This is a genomic window from Actinomadura sp. 7K507, from assembly GCF_004348425.1.
Classification (GTDB): domain Bacteria; phylum Actinomycetota; class Actinomycetes; order Streptosporangiales; family Streptosporangiaceae; genus Spirillospora.
The window spans coordinates 1-15,908 of sequence record NZ_SMKK01000224.1; the positions used below are offsets into that span (position 1 = coordinate 1).

At 69.6% G+C, this 15,908-nt stretch carries 12 protein-coding genes; 9 read left to right on the plus strand and 3 right to left on the minus strand.

The window, feature by feature from the left end; all coding sequences use genetic code 11:
• Positions 1 to 1,946 (minus strand): VIT domain-containing protein (locus E1285_RS35560; RefSeq protein ID WP_132158983.1); only part of this gene is annotated, 1,946 nt, incomplete at its 3' end.
• On the minus strand, positions 1,943 to 2,965 hold the full coding sequence (locus E1285_RS47785; RefSeq protein ID WP_243723277.1) for a MerR family transcriptional regulator: 1,023 nt from the start codon (positions 2,963 to 2,965) through the stop codon (positions 1,943 to 1,945). The genes E1285_RS47785 and E1285_RS35560, both read right to left, overlap by 4 nt.
• A 142-nt stretch (positions 2,966 to 3,107) precedes the next feature.
• Here E1285_RS47785 and E1285_RS35570 point away from each other — a divergent pair, with 142 nt between their 5' ends.
• From E1285_RS35570 to E1285_RS35580, 3 genes are all read left to right on the plus strand, one after another.
• A complete protein-coding gene (locus E1285_RS35570) occupies positions 3,108 to 3,860 on the plus strand; it encodes a nuclease-related domain-containing protein (protein ID WP_165966893.1) in 753 nt (250 codons plus the stop codon).
• Between the two features lie 182 nt (positions 3,861 to 4,042).
• Positions 4,043 to 5,827: a sigma-70 family RNA polymerase sigma factor gene (locus tag E1285_RS48335; RefSeq protein ID WP_132158985.1), complete on the plus strand. Its 1,785-nt coding sequence runs from the start codon at positions 4,043 to 4,045 to the stop codon at positions 5,825 to 5,827.
• A 151-nt stretch (positions 5,828 to 5,978) separates the two neighbouring features.
• The gene (locus E1285_RS35580; protein WP_243723278.1) at positions 5,979 to 7,199 is read left to right on the plus strand and encodes an NlpC/P60 family protein; all 1,221 of its coding nucleotides are present in this window, start codon (positions 5,979 to 5,981) and stop codon (positions 7,197 to 7,199) included.
• A 472-nt stretch (positions 7,200 to 7,671) separates the two neighbouring features.
• Here E1285_RS35580 and E1285_RS35585 read toward each other — a convergent pair whose 3' ends face one another.
• Positions 7,672 to 8,163: an inorganic diphosphatase gene (locus E1285_RS35585; protein ID WP_131880130.1), complete on the minus strand. Its 492-nt coding sequence runs from the start codon at positions 8,161 to 8,163 to the stop codon at positions 7,672 to 7,674.
• 133 nt (positions 8,164 to 8,296) lie between these two features.
• On the opposite strand from E1285_RS35585, the gene dacB reads away from it, so the two are divergent.
• The 6 genes from dacB to folE all read left to right on the plus strand — a co-directional run bounded on the left by dacB (position 8,297) and on the right by folE (position 15,808).
• Complete coding sequence (dacB, locus tag E1285_RS35590; protein WP_243723279.1) at positions 8,297 to 9,715, plus strand: D-alanyl-D-alanine carboxypeptidase/D-alanyl-D-alanine-endopeptidase; 1,419 nt, start codon at positions 8,297 to 8,299, stop codon at positions 9,713 to 9,715.
• Between the two features lie 116 nt (positions 9,716 to 9,831).
• Entirely contained in the window at positions 9,832 to 10,941 is a 1,110-nt protein-coding gene (locus E1285_RS35595; RefSeq protein WP_132158991.1) for a zinc-dependent metalloprotease, read from the plus strand.
• 177 nt (positions 10,942 to 11,118) lie between these two features.
• A complete protein-coding gene (gene tilS, locus E1285_RS35600; protein WP_132158987.1) occupies positions 11,119 to 12,126 on the plus strand; it encodes a tRNA lysidine(34) synthetase TilS in 1,008 nt (335 codons plus the stop codon).
• 17 nt (positions 12,127 to 12,143) lie between these two features.
• Positions 12,144 to 12,707, plus strand: coding sequence for a hypoxanthine phosphoribosyltransferase (hpt, locus tag E1285_RS35605; protein WP_132158988.1), 564 nt, complete (start codon positions 12,144 to 12,146; stop codon positions 12,705 to 12,707).
• A gap of 354 nt (positions 12,708 to 13,061) precedes the next feature.
• The gene (ftsH, locus tag E1285_RS35610) at positions 13,062 to 15,065 is read left to right on the plus strand and encodes an ATP-dependent zinc metalloprotease FtsH (RefSeq protein WP_132158989.1); all 2,004 of its coding nucleotides are present in this window, start codon (positions 13,062 to 13,064) and stop codon (positions 15,063 to 15,065) included.
• 155 nt (positions 15,066 to 15,220) lie between these two features.
• Entirely contained in the window at positions 15,221 to 15,808 is a 588-nt protein-coding gene (gene folE / locus E1285_RS35615; protein WP_132158992.1) for a GTP cyclohydrolase I FolE, read from the plus strand.
• The last annotated feature ends 100 nt before the right edge of the window (positions 15,809 to 15,908 follow it).

A 15,908-nucleotide genomic window follows, 5' to 3' on the forward strand; every position in this document is an offset into this window, starting at 1 on the left:
CTCCCAGGGGGTGCGCCGCGCTCCGCCGACAGGCTATCCGCCGCGGCCGAGTAGGCGGCGGCCATCATTCTCGGGGCGGCGGTGGGCTGGGCCCAGCCGCTGGGTGTCTCCACCGGCTGGACGACCTGGTGCGGGGTGCCGCCTTCGGTGACCACGCGGCTGTCCACGGCCACGAACGCCGTGAAACGGCAAAGGACGCCGAAGCGGAGGGACGTGTTCACTATGCGTTGTTCCAGGTCGTCGGGGCCGCCGACCGTGTAGCGGTCTTCCAGGTCGCGGAGGTGCGCGCGGGCCCAGATGGATGTGGTGGCAGGGTCGTTGGTGACGCTGCCCGTGGCGTGCTGTTCCCACGCGGTCCCGGTGGATCCGGTGCCGCGGATCGACAGCGAGCCGGCGGGGGCGCCGCGGAAACGCCCCGCGACCACCAGCGGTACGCCGGGGAACAGCGCACCGAGCCGGCTGGGGGCTACCGAGTCGGGGACGAGTTCCAGGTCGTCGGAGTGGAGGGTGAGCCCGGTCGCGAGCGGCGCGGCGATCCGGTGGTGAATGTGCTCCATCGCCTCGTCGAGACGGTCCTCGGATTCGACCAGCTCGCAGCGACCCTGGCCGAGGGCGGCGAGACGGTTCAGGAACCCCGCGTTGACGGCCCGGTCGATGCCGACCGTGTGGACGCGGACACCGCGCAGGTGGGGATCCAGCCGGGCGAGGATCTGGTCCTCGTTGCCGATCTGGCCGTCGGTGATGAGGACCAGCACCCGGTCGCGCGCGGAGTCGGCGAGCAGGCGGCAGCCCTCGTCGAGCGGGCCGAGCATCTCGGTCCCGCCGCGGGCGTTCAGCGCCGCCAGATGCTCGACCGCGCGGAACCGGTTGCGGTCGGTGCCGTCGGCCAGTCCGGTGCCGAGGTCGCGGGGACGTTCGATGACGGTGTCGAAGGACAGGACGGCGAATCTGTCCTCGGAGCGGAGCGTGTCGACGATGCGGGCGGCGGCGCGGCGGGCGGCGACCATCTTCCAGCCCTGCATGCTGCCGGAACGGTCGAGGACCAGCACCACGTCGCGCGGGCTCGGCCGGGCCTCACCGGAGGGCAGCACGGTCAGGCTGAACGTCCCCTCCTCGCCGGACTCGTCCGGGACCAGGGACAGCGCCGCGCTCTCATGCGGGGCGTAATCCAGACGCAGGATGAAGTCGCGGTCGAGGCGTTCTCCCGGCCGCAGCCGGACGGTGGTGCGTTCGCCGTCGCCTTCTTCGGCCACAACGTGCAGTGCCGAGCGGATCTGGGTCAGCGGCAGCCCGGCAGGGTCGATGTCGACCGTGACCGCCAGCCGTACCGGGTTGGGGAATCCTGGCAGCAGGACGGGCGGGCTGATCCGGGACGCGTCCGGCGCGGCATCGGTGTCGTCGGCGACGCCGGATCCGGCGCGTTCACCGTCCAGCGGCGCGCCCGGAATGTAGCGGGGTGCGACGACGAGCGGGAAACGGAACGTCGCGCTGGAGGACGACTCGTGCGGTAGGGGCTGGTTGAGCGTCAGCCTGATCGTGACGCGTTCACCGGGAAGGATGTTGCCGACCCGCATGGTGAAGACGTCCGGGCGGTCCTCCTCGGCGATCGCGGCGCGTTGCCCGGCGGCGATGGCGGCGTCGTAGTCCTGCCGGGCACGGCCGCGCTCCTTCAGCGTCCCCTCGATGACCCGGTCGGCGGCCTCCATGCGCAGCGCGGTGACTGCGGCGCGGTCGGGCAGCGGAAAGATGTAGGTGGCCTCCAGAGGCATGTCGAAGGGGTTGCGGAAGCCCTGGACGACCTCGATGCCGGCGGCGAGCCCGGTGATCGAGGCATGCACGTCGACGGAGTCGAGCGGCAGGTTGCCCTTGTCGGTGGTGAGCGCTCCGATCCCGCGGTCGGTGGCCGGGGGCTCGGTGTCGGGTAGCGGCAGTATGCGCACGGTCACTGGGACCTCCGGGAAGAGTCGGCGGGCAGGAACGCGGGGCTTGTTGCTGCGGGGGAGAGCAGACCGCGCCGCCGCAGCTCGTCGAGCAGCGGGCGTGCGGCGGTCTCGATGGCGGCGAGGTCATCACCGTCCAGGGCGGGGACGTCGAGCAGAAGCGTGAGGTCGGGCGTGAGCCGGACCCCCTGAACGACGGAGGGACGAGCCTCGGCGGAGGCGTCCGGCTTGCCGTAGTCATCGGCCATGGCGGCCTCGGAGTAGGACACGTCGGAGTAGGACACGTCAGGCCGCGTGCTCCAGAAGGCGGTACGGGCGGATTCGTCCCCGACTCCTGCGTCCGACGGCCCCGACGGTTCCGCCGCGCCTGCTCCGTGGGCCCCCGTCCGGTCGGCGACGTCCGCATGGTCGGTGCCCGATAGGTCGATGGCGCCCGCTGAGGCGGCGATGTCCATTCCGGCGGCGCCCGCTCCGGCGATGCCCGTGCCCGGGGCGCCCGATCCGTCCGCGCCCGATCCGTCCGCGCCCGTTCCAGTGGCGCTTGGTCCGGGGACGCCTGCTCCGGCGATACCCGTTTCGGTGGTGCCCGCTCCGTCCGTGTTTGTTCCGGTGGTGCTCGCTCCGGGGGCGCCCGGCTTGGAGGCGGTACTTGCGGCGGTGCTTGCGGCGTCGGGTGGGCTTGTTTGGGTCGTCGGGGGTGTCGGAGCGGGGAGTGGGAGGGCGGCGACTTGTTCGAGGGTCGCGTCGGTGGCGGCGGCGAGTTCGAGTTGGATCTCGGCGATCGAGCGCCCCGTGGCCTGGCGGCGCTTCACGGCGACGAGTTGCAGGAGGTGGCGCGGGCCGTACAGCGCGGTGCGGCCGCGTCGCCCGAGGGGCGGGTCGACAAGGCCGATCGTGGTGTACCAGCGGATCAGCCGTTCGTTGGGCAGGTCGCGCACCCGGCCGCTGACCTGCGCGGATCCGTCCGCGGCAAGCGCCGCGGCGGCGCGCTCCGCCAGCTCGCTGATCGTCCAGGTACCTTCCATGGACCTCATGATGACACTGTCACGATGACAGTGTCAATTCCAATCGAAGATCAAGTCCCGGAAATCCTTGATGGAACCGCCGGGCTGCCGCACTCTTGTGCCTCTAGGTGCGGCTCGGGGGCCGAGGAAAAGGGGCCTTGCGGTGCGCAGCAGCGGTATCGGCGTGTCCGGCGCCGGGGCCTCGGCCCTGCACCGCTATCGCGCGCTGGCCGCGGAGCATCGCTGGGAGCGGCGTGCGGTGCGGGCGGCGGTGGCCGGTGGTGCGGGGGTCGTCGCGGCGGGCGTGAGCGTCTGGTGGGCGGGGCCCCTGGTCGCCGCCCTCGTCTTCGTCGGGCACGTCGCGTATGTGAGGTTCCGGCCAGGGCCCGTGACCAATTGGCGACGGGGCGCCCTGGCCGAGCGCAGTACCGGCCGGAGGCTGGCTCGCCTGGACCCGGCGGGCTTTCACGTTCTGCATGACCGGGCCCTGCTGGACGGCACCGTGACGACGAATCTCGATCACCTGGTGGTCGGCCTGTCCGGCATCTATGCGGTCGCCAGCCGGCGGCTTCGGTGGGGTGCTCGGTTGCGTACAGAGCAACGCCGCTTGTGGGTTGGGCACAAGCCCGTCGCCAGTGTCACCGGTGTGGCCGCACGGGCCGCCGACACGGTGTCCGCACTGCTCTCCGAGGAGTTGGACCAAGACGTGCACGTCACGCCGATCGTGGTTGTGCATGGTGCTCGTGTCGCGCGGGACGGTGTAGAGCACGAGGGAGTGCTGTTCTATCCGGCGAGGGCGATCCCACGCGCCATTGCAGGCGAGCCGGTCATCTACACCAGTGCACAGGTCGCCTCCATCGCGGCGGCGGCTGAACGGTCGCTGCCGCCGATGATGGAAATACTTCTGCCTGATTGACTGGTTCACGCTGCCGAATGATCGATCGTTTTAGTTGGAGGACTCCGGGCGAAACGCCTCAATGCCCCCATTCGCGACACTCTTCCAAAAGTGTTACCAAGAGTAAGAATGGTGTTCGGTATCTGAGTTCGATCTCTTGAATTGGCCAGTAAAGAGCGCTCCGAGCCTTTACGTTTTGTGGCATGAACGACCATCTCCTGGTCGAGGCGCTGCGCGAGCGTGATCCGGACGCCCCGGCCGCCTTGTACGACGCCCATGCCGACCGGCTCTACGCCTACTGCTGGTTTCAGTTGCGGAACCGGGACGCCGCCCAGGTGGCGTTGCGCGACACGTTCATCGGAGCCGAGGCGCACATCGGCAGGCTTCGGGACCCGGGCCGGTTCGCGCCGTGGCTCTACGCCATAGCCCGGCTGGAATGCGCGCGCAGGCTGCCGCCGAGGGAACAGCCGCCGGACGTGCCTGTCGCCAGCCACGACCAGGAGGACGTCGACCAGCGCATCATGGCGTGGCAGGCGGTGCTGGCGCTGACGCCGCTCTCCCGGGAGATCCTGGACCTGCGGGTCCGGCACCAACTGTCCTTGCCCGACCTGGCCGCGGTGTTCGATGTGCCGCTGAAGGACGCCCAGTCGTCGCTCGACCGTGCCCACGGCGAGATCGAAGAGGCGTTGACGGCCGAAATGCTCGCGCATCAGGGGCCGTACGGCTGCGCGGAACGTGCCGTGCTTCTGCGGGAACGGCACGGTGCACTCACCCACGACCTGAACGGTCGGCTGATGGAGCATTCGGGGAATTGCTCCGTCTGCTGCGCGTTCCGGCCCCGTACCGTATCCGCGGCCAAGGTCTACGGGCTGCTTCCGGATCCCGGTGTGGTGGCGGAACTCCGGCTACGGGTGATGAGTTGTTTCCTTGACCCGGAACTGGTCGGCTACAGGCTCTTCGTAGCCACCCGTATCACCGAGTTCACGCCCGACGGATTCCCCGTCCAGGCCACGCAACCGGCGCGGCCGCCCTGGCCGCCGGGCCAGGGGAGGCGGACGTGGCTGAATCGCTTCCGCAGGACACGTTCCACCTCGAAGGAGCCGCGGCTCGGGGCCCAGGCCGTCCGTGCCGCTGTGGTGCTCATCGTGGTAGGCGTTCTGTCCGGCGGTGGGGTCGCCTCCATGTACGGGCTCTTCGATACCGGGCGACGGGACGCTGACACTGTCGCCGGCCCACGTCCGTCTGCGGTTCCCGGTGTCTCGCAACGACCGGAACATGGGCGGCGGTCAGACCATCCGGATGTTGTCGGCTACCTTGACGCCTCTCCTGTGTCCGCCACATTCCCGCTTGGCGCGAGAGCCTCGTCCGCCCCGCCGACCGCCCTGCGGACACCGTCGTCGCCGGCGCCGCCGCCCGTGGCCGCTCCTTCGGGCTCTCCGGCCCAGGGCACGCTGGCGGTCTCTCCGCTCTTTCTGGACCTGGCAGGGGGCTCTGACGGGTCCATAGCCCTCCGGGCAGAAGGCGGACAGGTGGCGTGGCAGGCAACGAGCCGGGGAGGCATTCGACTTCACCCGACCTCTGGGCATCTTGCGGCCGGACGAAGCGTGACCGTGCGCGTCCACGTGTCGCGACGGTCGAACTCCCGCGGGGAGGGCATCATCACGTTCGCGCCTGGCGGGACCCAGGTGCACGTCACCTGGCGCCCGGACGCTCCAGACCCGGATCCGACGCCCTCGCCGACGCCTACGGGGCCTGGCCCCGGGGATCCGTCGACACCGCCGGGGACGCACCGTCCGGGCGATCCGTCGCCCACCCAGACAACTCCACCGTCATCCCCGGAACCGCCACCCTCCGGGCCACCGCCCTCCAATGGCGAACCGGATCCGCCGCCGTCCACGGAGCCGCCGTCACCGACCCCGACGCCCTCTCCCAGTGCGAGTTCTCCTAGCGCGGGCTCTCCCGGTACGAGCGCGACGTCCAGTCCCTGACGGGGAGTGGCGGAACTACCTGCCCTTGCCTGAGTCAACTACTCTTCGTAGGTGATCGTTTGCGCTAAGCAGTGCATGCCGGGGGGAGGACGTGCTCATGTCACCTGGCGCAGCACAGACTCGTCGCGCGACCTCGTTTCCCGCCCGCGGTGTGACGTTGCGGCTGGCCGCCTTCTCCTCCAGCGTGGCGATCGGGATGAGCCTTCTGGTGCCGTCCGCGTCGGTCCGCCCCGCCGCCGCTGATCCGACCCCAGGCGCGGGGGAAATCGAGCACAGCGAGCAGGAGGTCAGGGAACGGGCTGCACAGGTCGGCCGGACGAAGGCCAAGCTCGCGCAGGCGGATGGTGAACTCGATCGGCTCGCCCGCGCCGCAGCGGCCGCCGTGGAGCGCTACAACGGCGAGCAGATCAAACTGCACCGCTCCCAGCAGGCTTATCAGGATGCCCAAGCGCGCCTGGCCGAGGCCGACCGGAGGACGGAGCAGGCGCGGGCCGGCCTGGCGTCGTTCGCCGCGCAGCTCTACCGCAACAACACCGGCTACGACCAGATCTCCTCGGCGCTGGTCGGCGACGGTGGCCCGCAGGGCTTCATGGACCGTGCCGCGCTGGTCGAGATGCTCGTCAAGAGGCGCACCGCGATGGTCCGCCGGGTGGAGGCGTCCAAGAGCGTCGCCGACGTGTTCCGCCGTCAGGCGCAGAAGGCGATCGACGAGCAAGGGGCGGCGACGAAACGTGCGGAGGAGGCCAAACGGCTCGCGCAGGAGGCCGTGGCCGGCCAACAGGAGTCCCTGCAACGCATCAAGGCAGAGAAGCGGCGTCTGGAGCGTCGGCTCGGCAATGCTCAGATGCGAGCTGCACGGCTCAAGCGCGCGCGGGAACGAGCGTCGGAGAAGGCGGAAGCGCGCAAGGCCCGCACCGCCTTCACGGATTCTGGACGTTCCCCCGAGTCGCCGACGACGGCGGTCGCGCGCGGTGCGGTCGCAGTGCGAGCGGCACTGAAATGGCTCGGCACCCCGTACTCCTGGGGCGGAGGCACCACAGCCGGTCCTAGCCGTGGCATAGCGCACGGCGCCGGAATCCGCGGCTTCGACTGCTCGGGCCTGGCGATGTACGCGTGGGACAAGGCCGACGTACGGCTCGACCATTGGACCGGAACGCAGTGGACATCGGGCCCGCACATCCCCATCGACGCGCTACGCCCAGGTGATCTCGTGTTCTTCGCGAAGGACACGTCCGACCCCCGCACCATCCACCATGTGGGCATCAACATCGGCGATGGCCAGATGGTGGAAGCGCCCTACACCGGCGGACGGGTGCGCATATCCAGCATCCACCGAGGCGACCTGATCGGCGCGACCCGCCCCTCCGTCTGACCCTCAAGCGCTCACCCAGCCCGCGGCTCAAGGCGCGCGGTGCAGCTCATGTGGCCCGTGGTGCGGAAGGCCCGTGGTGCGGAAGGCCCGTGGTGCGGAAGGCCCGTGGTGCGGAAGGCCCGTGGTGCGGAAGGCCCGTGGTGCGGCAGGAACCCGGCCCAGAAGGAGCCGGTCCAGAAGGAGCCGGTCCAGAAGGCCGGTGGTGCAGAAGGCCGGTGGTGCAGAAGGCCGGTGGTGCAGAAGGCCGGTGGTGCAGAAGGAGCGCGGTGCGGTGGAAGGTGAGGACCCTTCCGCGCGGTTGCCCGTGCGGAAGGGTCTTCGCTAGTCGTGCCGCGGGGGCGCGGGAGCGGATCGGCGCCGTCCGCGACTCCCGGACTGGGCGCGGCCCGCCGGTCGGCGCGAACGGTCGCCGCGAACCGTCGGCACGACCGGCCGGCAGAGGCGGGCGTCCGGTGGGCCGGGCAGGCGACGCTCAGTGGCCGCCCTGGTCCGCCGCGCGCTTGAGGGACCGCTCGATCTCCAGCTCCGCCCCGTCGCGTCCCACCCAGCTGGCGCCCTCGACGGACTTGCCAGGCTCCAGGTCCTTGTAGACCTCGAAGAAGTGCTGGATCTCCAGGCGGTCGAACTCGGCGACGTGGTGGATGTCGCGCAGGTGCTCCATGCGGGGGTCGGTCGCGGGGACGCACAGGACCTTGTCGTCACCACCGGCCTCGTCGGTCATCCGGAACATGCCCACGGCGCGGCAGCGGATGAGGCAGCCCGGGAACGTCGGCTCCTGCAGCAGGACCAGGGCGTCCAACGGGTCGCCGTCCTCGCCGAGGGTGTTCTCGATGAACCCGTAGTCGGCCGGGTACTGCGTCGAGGTGAACAGCATGCGGTCGAGCCGGATGCGCCCGGTCTCGTGGTCCACCTCGTACTTGTTCCGCTGGCCCTTGGGGATCTCAATGGTGACGTCGAAATCCAAGATGTCCTCCGCTCCCTGCGCGCTGCAGTGAATAGTCTTTCGGGAGCCCGTGGGCGAGGCCGTCCACACAGGGTGTTCCCTTGTATAAGGATGTCGCACGTTGGTGAGTGCTGAGTGGGAGAGGGGCGGTCAAGTGCCCGGACGGGGCCGTGCCCTCATGGTCCTGTCGCTGTCCCTCCTTAACGTTTTCACCGTCACCGCCGGGCTGGCAGTGGCCAAACTCACACCTGACCGTCACCTGTCCCCGCAGCCGCCCAGCGTGGCCGCGCGCGACCTCGTCCGGGTTCCGGCCTCGCTCGCGATTCCCGCGGCCGATCCGGCGTCGCGGCCGCTGCCGGACGCGTCCACGCTGGCCGGACGGCTCACGGACCTGATCGGCGGTCCCCGCGCGAAGATCAACGCGGTGGTGATCGACGCGGCGACCCGCCGTCCGTTGTTCGAGCGGCGGGCCGACCGGCCCGCGACCCCTGCCTCGACGACGAAGCTGGTGACGTCGGTGGCGGCGCTGGCCTCGGTCGGTCCCGCACACCGGATCACCACACAGGTCGTGCAGGGTGCCGGCGGCCGGATCGTACTGGTCGGAGGCGGGGATCCTACCTTGACGGCACTTCCAGCGCGCGCTGGGGACGGCCGCCCGCGGTGGGCGTCGCTCCTGGGCCTGGCTCAGCAGACGGCCACGGCGTTGAAGGTGTCCGGGGTGCGGCAGGTGCACGTGGACTATGACGCGTCCGCCTACCAGGGGCCTCGTACGGCCGCCGGGTGGAAGCCCAACTACGTGCCTGACGGTGAGGTCGCTCCGGTCAGCGCACTGGCGGTCGACGAGGGACGGGTGTCTCCAGGGGACTCGTCCAAGCGGACGCGGGTTTCGGACCCGCCCGCAGCTGCGGTGAAGCAGTTCGCGCAGCTGCTGTCCGAGAACGGGGTGAGTGCGAAGCCCGGACGCAGGACGACCGCGCAGAAGGGGGCGGTGCGGCTCGGGGCGGTCCAATCACCACCGATGTCCGTCCTGGTGGAGCACTTGATGACCGAAAGCGACAACGACGTGGCCGAAGCGGTGGCCAGGCAGGTCGCCCTCAAGCTGGGCCGTCCGGCAACGTTCGCGGACGCCGCACAGGCCGTGCAGCAGGCCGTCGCCAAGCTCGGTGTAGCGGAGGGGGTTTCGGTCAACGACGGCAGCGGCCTGTCCACGCGCAACCGCATCACGCCCCTCGCGCTCGCCCGTCTCACTTCACTCGCCGCCGATGACGAGCATCCGGAACTCCGCTCGGCCGTTACCGGCCTTCCGGTCGCCGGGTTCTCCGGGACGCTGGGCCTGCCTCGCTTCGGCGCCGCCTCCAGCCAGGCCGGGGCCGGGATGGTCCGCGCCAAGACCGGCACGCTGGCGGGCGTCAGCACGCTGGCCGGGCTGGCCTACGACGCCGACGGCCGGTTGCTGGCGTTCGCCTTCATGGCGGGGGACGGCGAGGGGCCGGTCGATCCCGGCAAGCTCGACCAGCTCGCGGCCGCCGTCGCGGCGTGCGGCTGCGGTGGCGCGCCGTCCGCCGGAGGCTGAACGGTGTGTGGGTGGGGTCATATGGGAGATAACCAGGACGGTTGTTCGTTGAACGACTGAGCAGAGGCGCTCCGGCGCCACGTCCGAAACGTACGGTGGAGTACATGAGCGCCTCAATGATCGACTGGAACGTGGCGGTCCAGGCCGGAACCCGGCTCGTCAGGCCGGGACCGCAGGTCAGCCATGCCGAGGCCCGCGAGGTCGTGGCGGAGCTCCGAGACCTGTCGAAGATCGCGCACGGGCATGTCCGGGACTTCACCGGCATGGCCTCCGAGCTCGATCCCGACCCCGCGACGATCGTGGACAGGCCCGGCTGGATCCGGGCGAACGTGGACGGATTCCGGGTGGTCCTGGAACCGCTCATGGAACAGATGAACGACAAGCGCGGCCCCGGACCGCTCGGTGGTGCGGGCAACGTGGTCGTCCAGGCCGTCGGCTCCCGCGTCACCGGCATGCAGGTCGGCGCGATCCTCGCCTACATGGCCAGCCGTGTCCTGGGGCAGTACGAGCTGTTCCTGCCGCCGGACCCGTCCGGCCAGGCGCCGACGGGACGGCTGACACTGGTGGCGCCCAACATCGTGCACGTCGAGCAGGAGCTCGATGTGGTGGCGCACGACTTCCGCCTCTGGGTGTGCCTCCACGAGGAGACTCACCGCGCCCAGTTCACGGGTGTCCCGTGGCTGCGCGAGTACGTGCAGGACCAGATGACCCAGTTCCTGCTCGCGTCCGACCTTGATCCAGGCGTGATGCTGGATCGCATCCGTGACGCTGCAGAGGCCGTCGCGGACGCCGTGCGCGGCGGCGACGCCAACCTCATCGACGCGATCCAGAGTCCGGAGCAGCGCGAGATCCTCGACCGTCTCACCGCGGTGATGACCCTGGTCGAAGGGCACGGCGACTACGTGATGGACGCGGTGGGCCCTGAAGTGGTGCCGTCGGTGCAGCAGATCCGTTCGCGCTTCCAGGGGCGGCGGGACGGCGGCTCCAGGCTCGACAAGACGATCCGCCGCCTCCTCGGCATCGACCTCAAGATGAAGCAGTACGCCGAGGGTTCGCGGTTCGTCCGGAGGGTCGTCGCCGAGGTGGGCATGAGCGGGTTCAACCAGGTGTGGCAGTCCCCGGAGTCGCTGCCCACGCATGACGAGATCAAGGAGCCGGCCCTGTGGATGGCCAGGGTCGTCGGTCCTCCTGCCCTCGACGCGCCCCCCGAAGCCAACGAAGCCTGACCCGACCGATCCGACCCGACCGATCCGACCCGACCGATCCGACCCGACCGATCCGACCGAGCCTGGCCAAGGCTGGGGCCGTCCCGAGCGGGCTGGTCCGCTGGGTGATCGAGCCTTGCGCGGTGGTGCCGGGGGCTGCCGTGCGTGCGGGACGCCGGGCGGTGGTAGAGGTTTTGCATGGGGCCTGATCCGGCAGTGGCTGCGGTACGTCTCGCGGTACGGCGCGTCCTGGCGGACCTCCCGCCAGGGGCGATGGTGCTGGCCGCGTGCAGTGGCGGCGCGGACTCCCTGGCGCTCGCCGGTGCACTGGCGTTCGAGGCGCCCAGGGCGGGACGTCCTGCGGGCGGTGTCACGATCGACCACGGCCTCCAGGAGGGTTCAGGCGAGCGTGCCGACGCCGTAGTGCGAGTGATGGCGGACCTTGGCCTCGACCCATCCGGATCGATCGCGGTCACCGTCGACGGGGCAGGCGGGCCGGAGAACGCCGCCCGGGACGCCCGCTACGCAGCGCTCGACAAGGCCTCCGACCGGCTGGGAGCCGCAGCGGTCCTTCTGGGTCACACCCAGGACGACCAAGCCGAGACCGTTCTGATGGGGCTGGCGCGTGGTTCTGGAGCTCGTTCGCTGTCAGGTATGCCGAACGGATTCCGGCGCCAGTCCGGTGTTCACTACCTGAGGCCGTTGCTGGAGCTCGATCGCGCGACCACACGTGGGGCCTGCAAGGCGATGGGGCTGGACCCTTGGGACGACCCCCACAACGTCGATCCCGTCTACGCACGCGTGCGCGTCCGCCATGAAGCGCTGCCCGTCCTGGAGAAGACCCTCGGCCCCGGTGTTGCCGAGGCCCTGGCGCGGACTGCGAGGATGCTGCGCGATGACGCGGACTTCCTGGAAGACCTCGCCGCACGGGCGTTCACCGACCTGGAGGTCTCCGAAGACGGGCACGGCGTGGCCGTCCGTCTGGAAGGTCTCGCGGAGCTGCCCAGAGCCGTCCGCACCCGGGTTCTGCGGATGGCCGCGCTCAAGGCCGGCAGCCCACCGGGTACGCTCGCGGCCGTCCATGTCGATGCGGTGGAACGGCTGGTCACGGCCTGGCGCGGCCAGCGGCACGTGGACCTGCCCGGGGGGCTACGGGCCATCCGGCGGTATGGGAAGCTGCTGTTCGGCCGGACGGGCGAGGTCTGAGCGATGAGGGTGGGGTAGTGGACGAGAAGGACCTGGGCACGGACCTGGCGAAGGTGCTGATTCCCGAGGCGGACCTGCAGGCGAAGGTGCGGGAGCTCGCCGAGCAGATCGACGACGACTACACCGGCAAGGACCTGTTGCTGGTCGGGGTCTTGAAAGGCGCCGTCATGGTCATGGCGGACCTGGCGCGGGCGCTGCACACGCCCGCCTCGATGGACTGGATGGCCGTGTCGTCCTACGGCTCGGGCACGAAGTCGTCGGGGGTCGTGCGCATCCTCAAGGACCTCGACACCGACATCATCGACCGGCACGTCCTGATCGTGGAGGACATCGTAGACTCGGGTCTGACCCTGTCGTGGCTGGTGAGCAACCTGCTGTCGCGTGGACCCGCTTCGCTGGAGATCTGCGCGCTGCTGCGCAAACCGGAGGCGGTCAAGACCGACATCGACGTGAAGTACGTCGGGTTCGACATCCCCAACGAGTTCGTCATCGGCTACGGGCTGGACTACTCGGAGAAGTACCGGAACCTGCCGTTCGTCGGCACGCTCGCCCCGCACGTCTACGGTGGAGACGGCGCGTAGCCGCGTCCAGGCGAGGAGCCTCGCTCATGTGCCGCTGAGACGCTTGCGGGCCGCCTCCAGGGAACAAGAGACCGTGACGAATCGTTGCAAAGGTCGTTGACGGGTATATGGAATGGATGCAGGGGAACAGCGTCGGCTGCGTCTTCTGCGCCCTGCGGTGTACCGTCGGTGTCCCGGACCCTCGGGTTGGGGAGCCACATGAGGGAAGCCGCTGCGACGGGTCCGGAGCCCTGGGCGGCGGACCCCTCGTGAGTCGCATTGTTGGTCGCCCCGGCGTCCGTCCCCCGGGGACGGGCGAGGACTGTACGCAGATGTTGGTCAGGAGGGACGGGCCCCGGAGGGGTAACCGGATAAATGGACGTGAAGCGCTACTTTCGCGGACCGCTGCTGTGGATCCTGCTGTTCGGCCTCCTGGTCGCCCTTCTCATGTGGGGCATCAACCCTGGCCCTTCGTACGAGAAGGTGGACACCTCGAAGGTCGTCCAGGAGATCAACGCAGGACAGGTGAAGTCCGCCAAGATCATTGACAAGGACCAGCGAATCGAGCTGACGCTCAACAACGGTGAGCATCAGGAGACGTCCTGGGTCGGGGGCCAGGGACACCAGATGCAGCAGGCGCTGCAGAAGCAGGCCGACGCGGGCAAGCTGTCCGGCGGCTACGACGTCGAGGTCCCGCAGCAGAGCTTCTTCATGAGCCTGCTGTTCAGCCTGTTGCCCATCATCATCATCGTGCTGATCTTCCTGTTCATCATGAATCAGATGCAGGGCGGCGGCTCGCGCGTGATGAACTTCGGCAAGTCCAAGGCGAAGCTCATCACCAAGGACACTCCGACGACGACGTTCGCCGATGTGGCCGGGGCCGACGAGGCCCTGGAGGAACTGGAAGAGATCAAGGACTTCCTCCAGAACCCGGGGAAGTTCCAGTCGATCGGCGCCAAGATCCCCAAGGGCGTGCTGCTGTACGGCCCGCCCGGCACCGGTAAGACGCTGCTGGCGCGCGCCGTGGCCGGCGAGGCAGGGGTGCCGTTCTACTCGATCTCCGGTTCCGACTTCGTCGAGATGTTCGTCGGCGTCGGCGCCTCCCGCGTCCGCGACCTGTTCGAGCAGGCCAAGACCAACGCGCCCTCGATCATCTTCATCGACGAGATCGACGCCGTCGGCCGGCACCGCGGCGCGGGGCTCGGCGGCGGCCACGACGAGCGCGAGCAGACCCTCAACCAGCTGCTGGTCGAGATGGACGGCTTCGACGTCAAGGGCGGCGTGATCCTGATCGCGGCGACGAACCGTCCCGACATCCTGGACCCGGCGCTGCTGCGTCCCGGCCGGTTCGACCGCCAGGTCACCGTGGACCGCCCGGACCTGGAGGGCCGCAAGGGCATCCTGAAGGTGCACGGCCGCGGCAAGCCGTTCGGCCCGGACGTCGAGCTCGACACGATCGCGCGCCGTACCCCCGGCTTCACCGGTGCGGACCTGGCCAATGTGATCAACGAGGCGGCGCTCCTCACCGCGCGCTTCGACCAGAAGCTGATCGACATGGACACCCTCGAGGAGGCCATCGACCGCGTCATGGCGGGGCCGGAACGCAAGACCCGCGTGATGTCGGAGAAGGAAAAGAAGATCATCGCCTACCACGAGGGCGGGCACGCTCTGGTGGCGCACGCGCTGCCGAACTCCGACCCGGTGCACAAGGTGACGATCCTGCCGCGCGGACGGGCCCTGGGCTACACCATGACCCTGCCGATGGAGGACAAGTTCCTCACCACGCGCTCGGAGATGAACGACCAGCTCGCCATGCTGCTCGGCGGGCGCACCGCGGAGGAACTGGTCTTCCACGAGCCGACCACCGGTGCGGCCAACGACATCGAGAAGGCCAGCTCGATCGCGCGCAACATGGTGACCGAGTACGGCATGAGCGAGCGTCTGGGAGCGCGCAAGTTCGGCTCTGCGCAGGGCGAGGTCTTCCTCGGCCGCGACATGGGCCACGAGCGCGACTACTCCGAGGACATCGCCTCCGCGATCGACGACGAGGTCCGCCGCTACATCGAGGGCGCGCACGACACCGCGTGGGAGATCCTGGTCCAGTACAGGGACGTCCTGGACGAACTGGTCGTCAACCTCATGGAGAAGGAGACCCTGTCCAAGGACCAGGTCCTGGAGATCTTCGCGCCGATCGAGAAGCGGCCGCACCAGAACTCCTACACGGGCTATGGCAAGCGTCTCCCGTCCGACCGGCCGCCCATCCTCACGCGCAAGGAACTGGCCCTGCTCGGCCCTCAGGACGTCACCGACCTGACCAAGGGCAACGGCCAGAGCGGCGTCACCTCGGAGGCCGCTGACCCGGCCCAGGGCGAAAGCTGACCCCGTTGGCTGATTCGCAGGACGAGAAGCCTGTGCGTGACGAGCCTGGGGGCGAGACATCGCCCCCGGGCTCGTCCGCGGACGCCCGGGACCGGCGGAGGGCGGACGAGGCCGCGCGCGATGCGGGGCGGGCGTTCGTCGAGGGTGAGGCACGGATCCTGGAGGAGCCACCCGGTTTCGATCACGCGCGGATCGAGAAGGCGGTGCGCGAGATCCTGATCGGCATCGGGGAGAACCCCGACCGCGATGGGCTCCGCGAGACTCCGGCCAGGGTTGCGCGTGCGTACGCCGAGCAGTTCGCCGGCCTGCGCCAGACGCCGGAAGACGCGCTGACCACGGTGTTCGACGCCGACCATGAAGAGATGGTCCTGGTCAAGGACATCGAGGTCTACTCGGTGTGCGAGCACCATCTCGTGCCTTTCCACGGGGTTGCCCACGTGGGGTACACGCCCAACAAGAAGGGCCAGATCACCGGTCTGTCGAAGCTGGCGCGGCTGGTGGACGTGTACGCGCGCCGCCCGCAGGTCCAGGAGCGGCTGACCAGCCAGGTCGCCGACGCGCTGATGAGCGTGCTGGAGCCGCGGGGCGCGATCGTGGTGATCGAGGCCGAGCATCTGTGCATGACCATGCGCGGTGTGCGGAAGCCGGGCGCGAAGACGGTGACGTCGGCGGTGCGCGGCGACTTCCGCGATCATGCGGAGACGCGGTCCGAGGCGATGAGCTTGATTCTCGGCCGTTACTGACCGTCCACCCCGGTTCGGGGACTTCAAGCGACTGAACGGGTCTCAGCGATGCGCTGAGGCCCGTTCTCGCTATGTGGCGCGAGTGCCGGGGGTGGTGGGC

Excerpts from the sequence above, each read along its gene's own strand:
- E1285_RS47785 (WP_243723277.1), bottom strand. The coding sequence starts at position 2,965 with ATGGAAGGTACCTGGACGATCAGCGAGCTGGCGGAGCGCGCCGCCGCG.
- E1285_RS48335 (WP_132158985.1), top strand. The coding sequence starts at position 4,043 with ATGAACGACCATCTCCTGGTCGAGGCGCTGCGCGAGCGTGATCCGGAC.
- E1285_RS35595 (WP_132158991.1), top strand. The coding sequence starts at position 9,832 with ATGATCGACTGGAACGTGGCGGTCCAGGCCGGAACCCGGCTCGTCAGG.
- tilS (WP_132158987.1), top strand. The coding sequence starts at position 11,119 with ATGGGGCCTGATCCGGCAGTGGCTGCGGTACGTCTCGCGGTACGGCGC.
- ftsH (WP_132158989.1), top strand. The coding sequence starts at position 13,062 with ATGGACGTGAAGCGCTACTTTCGCGGACCGCTGCTGTGGATCCTGCTG.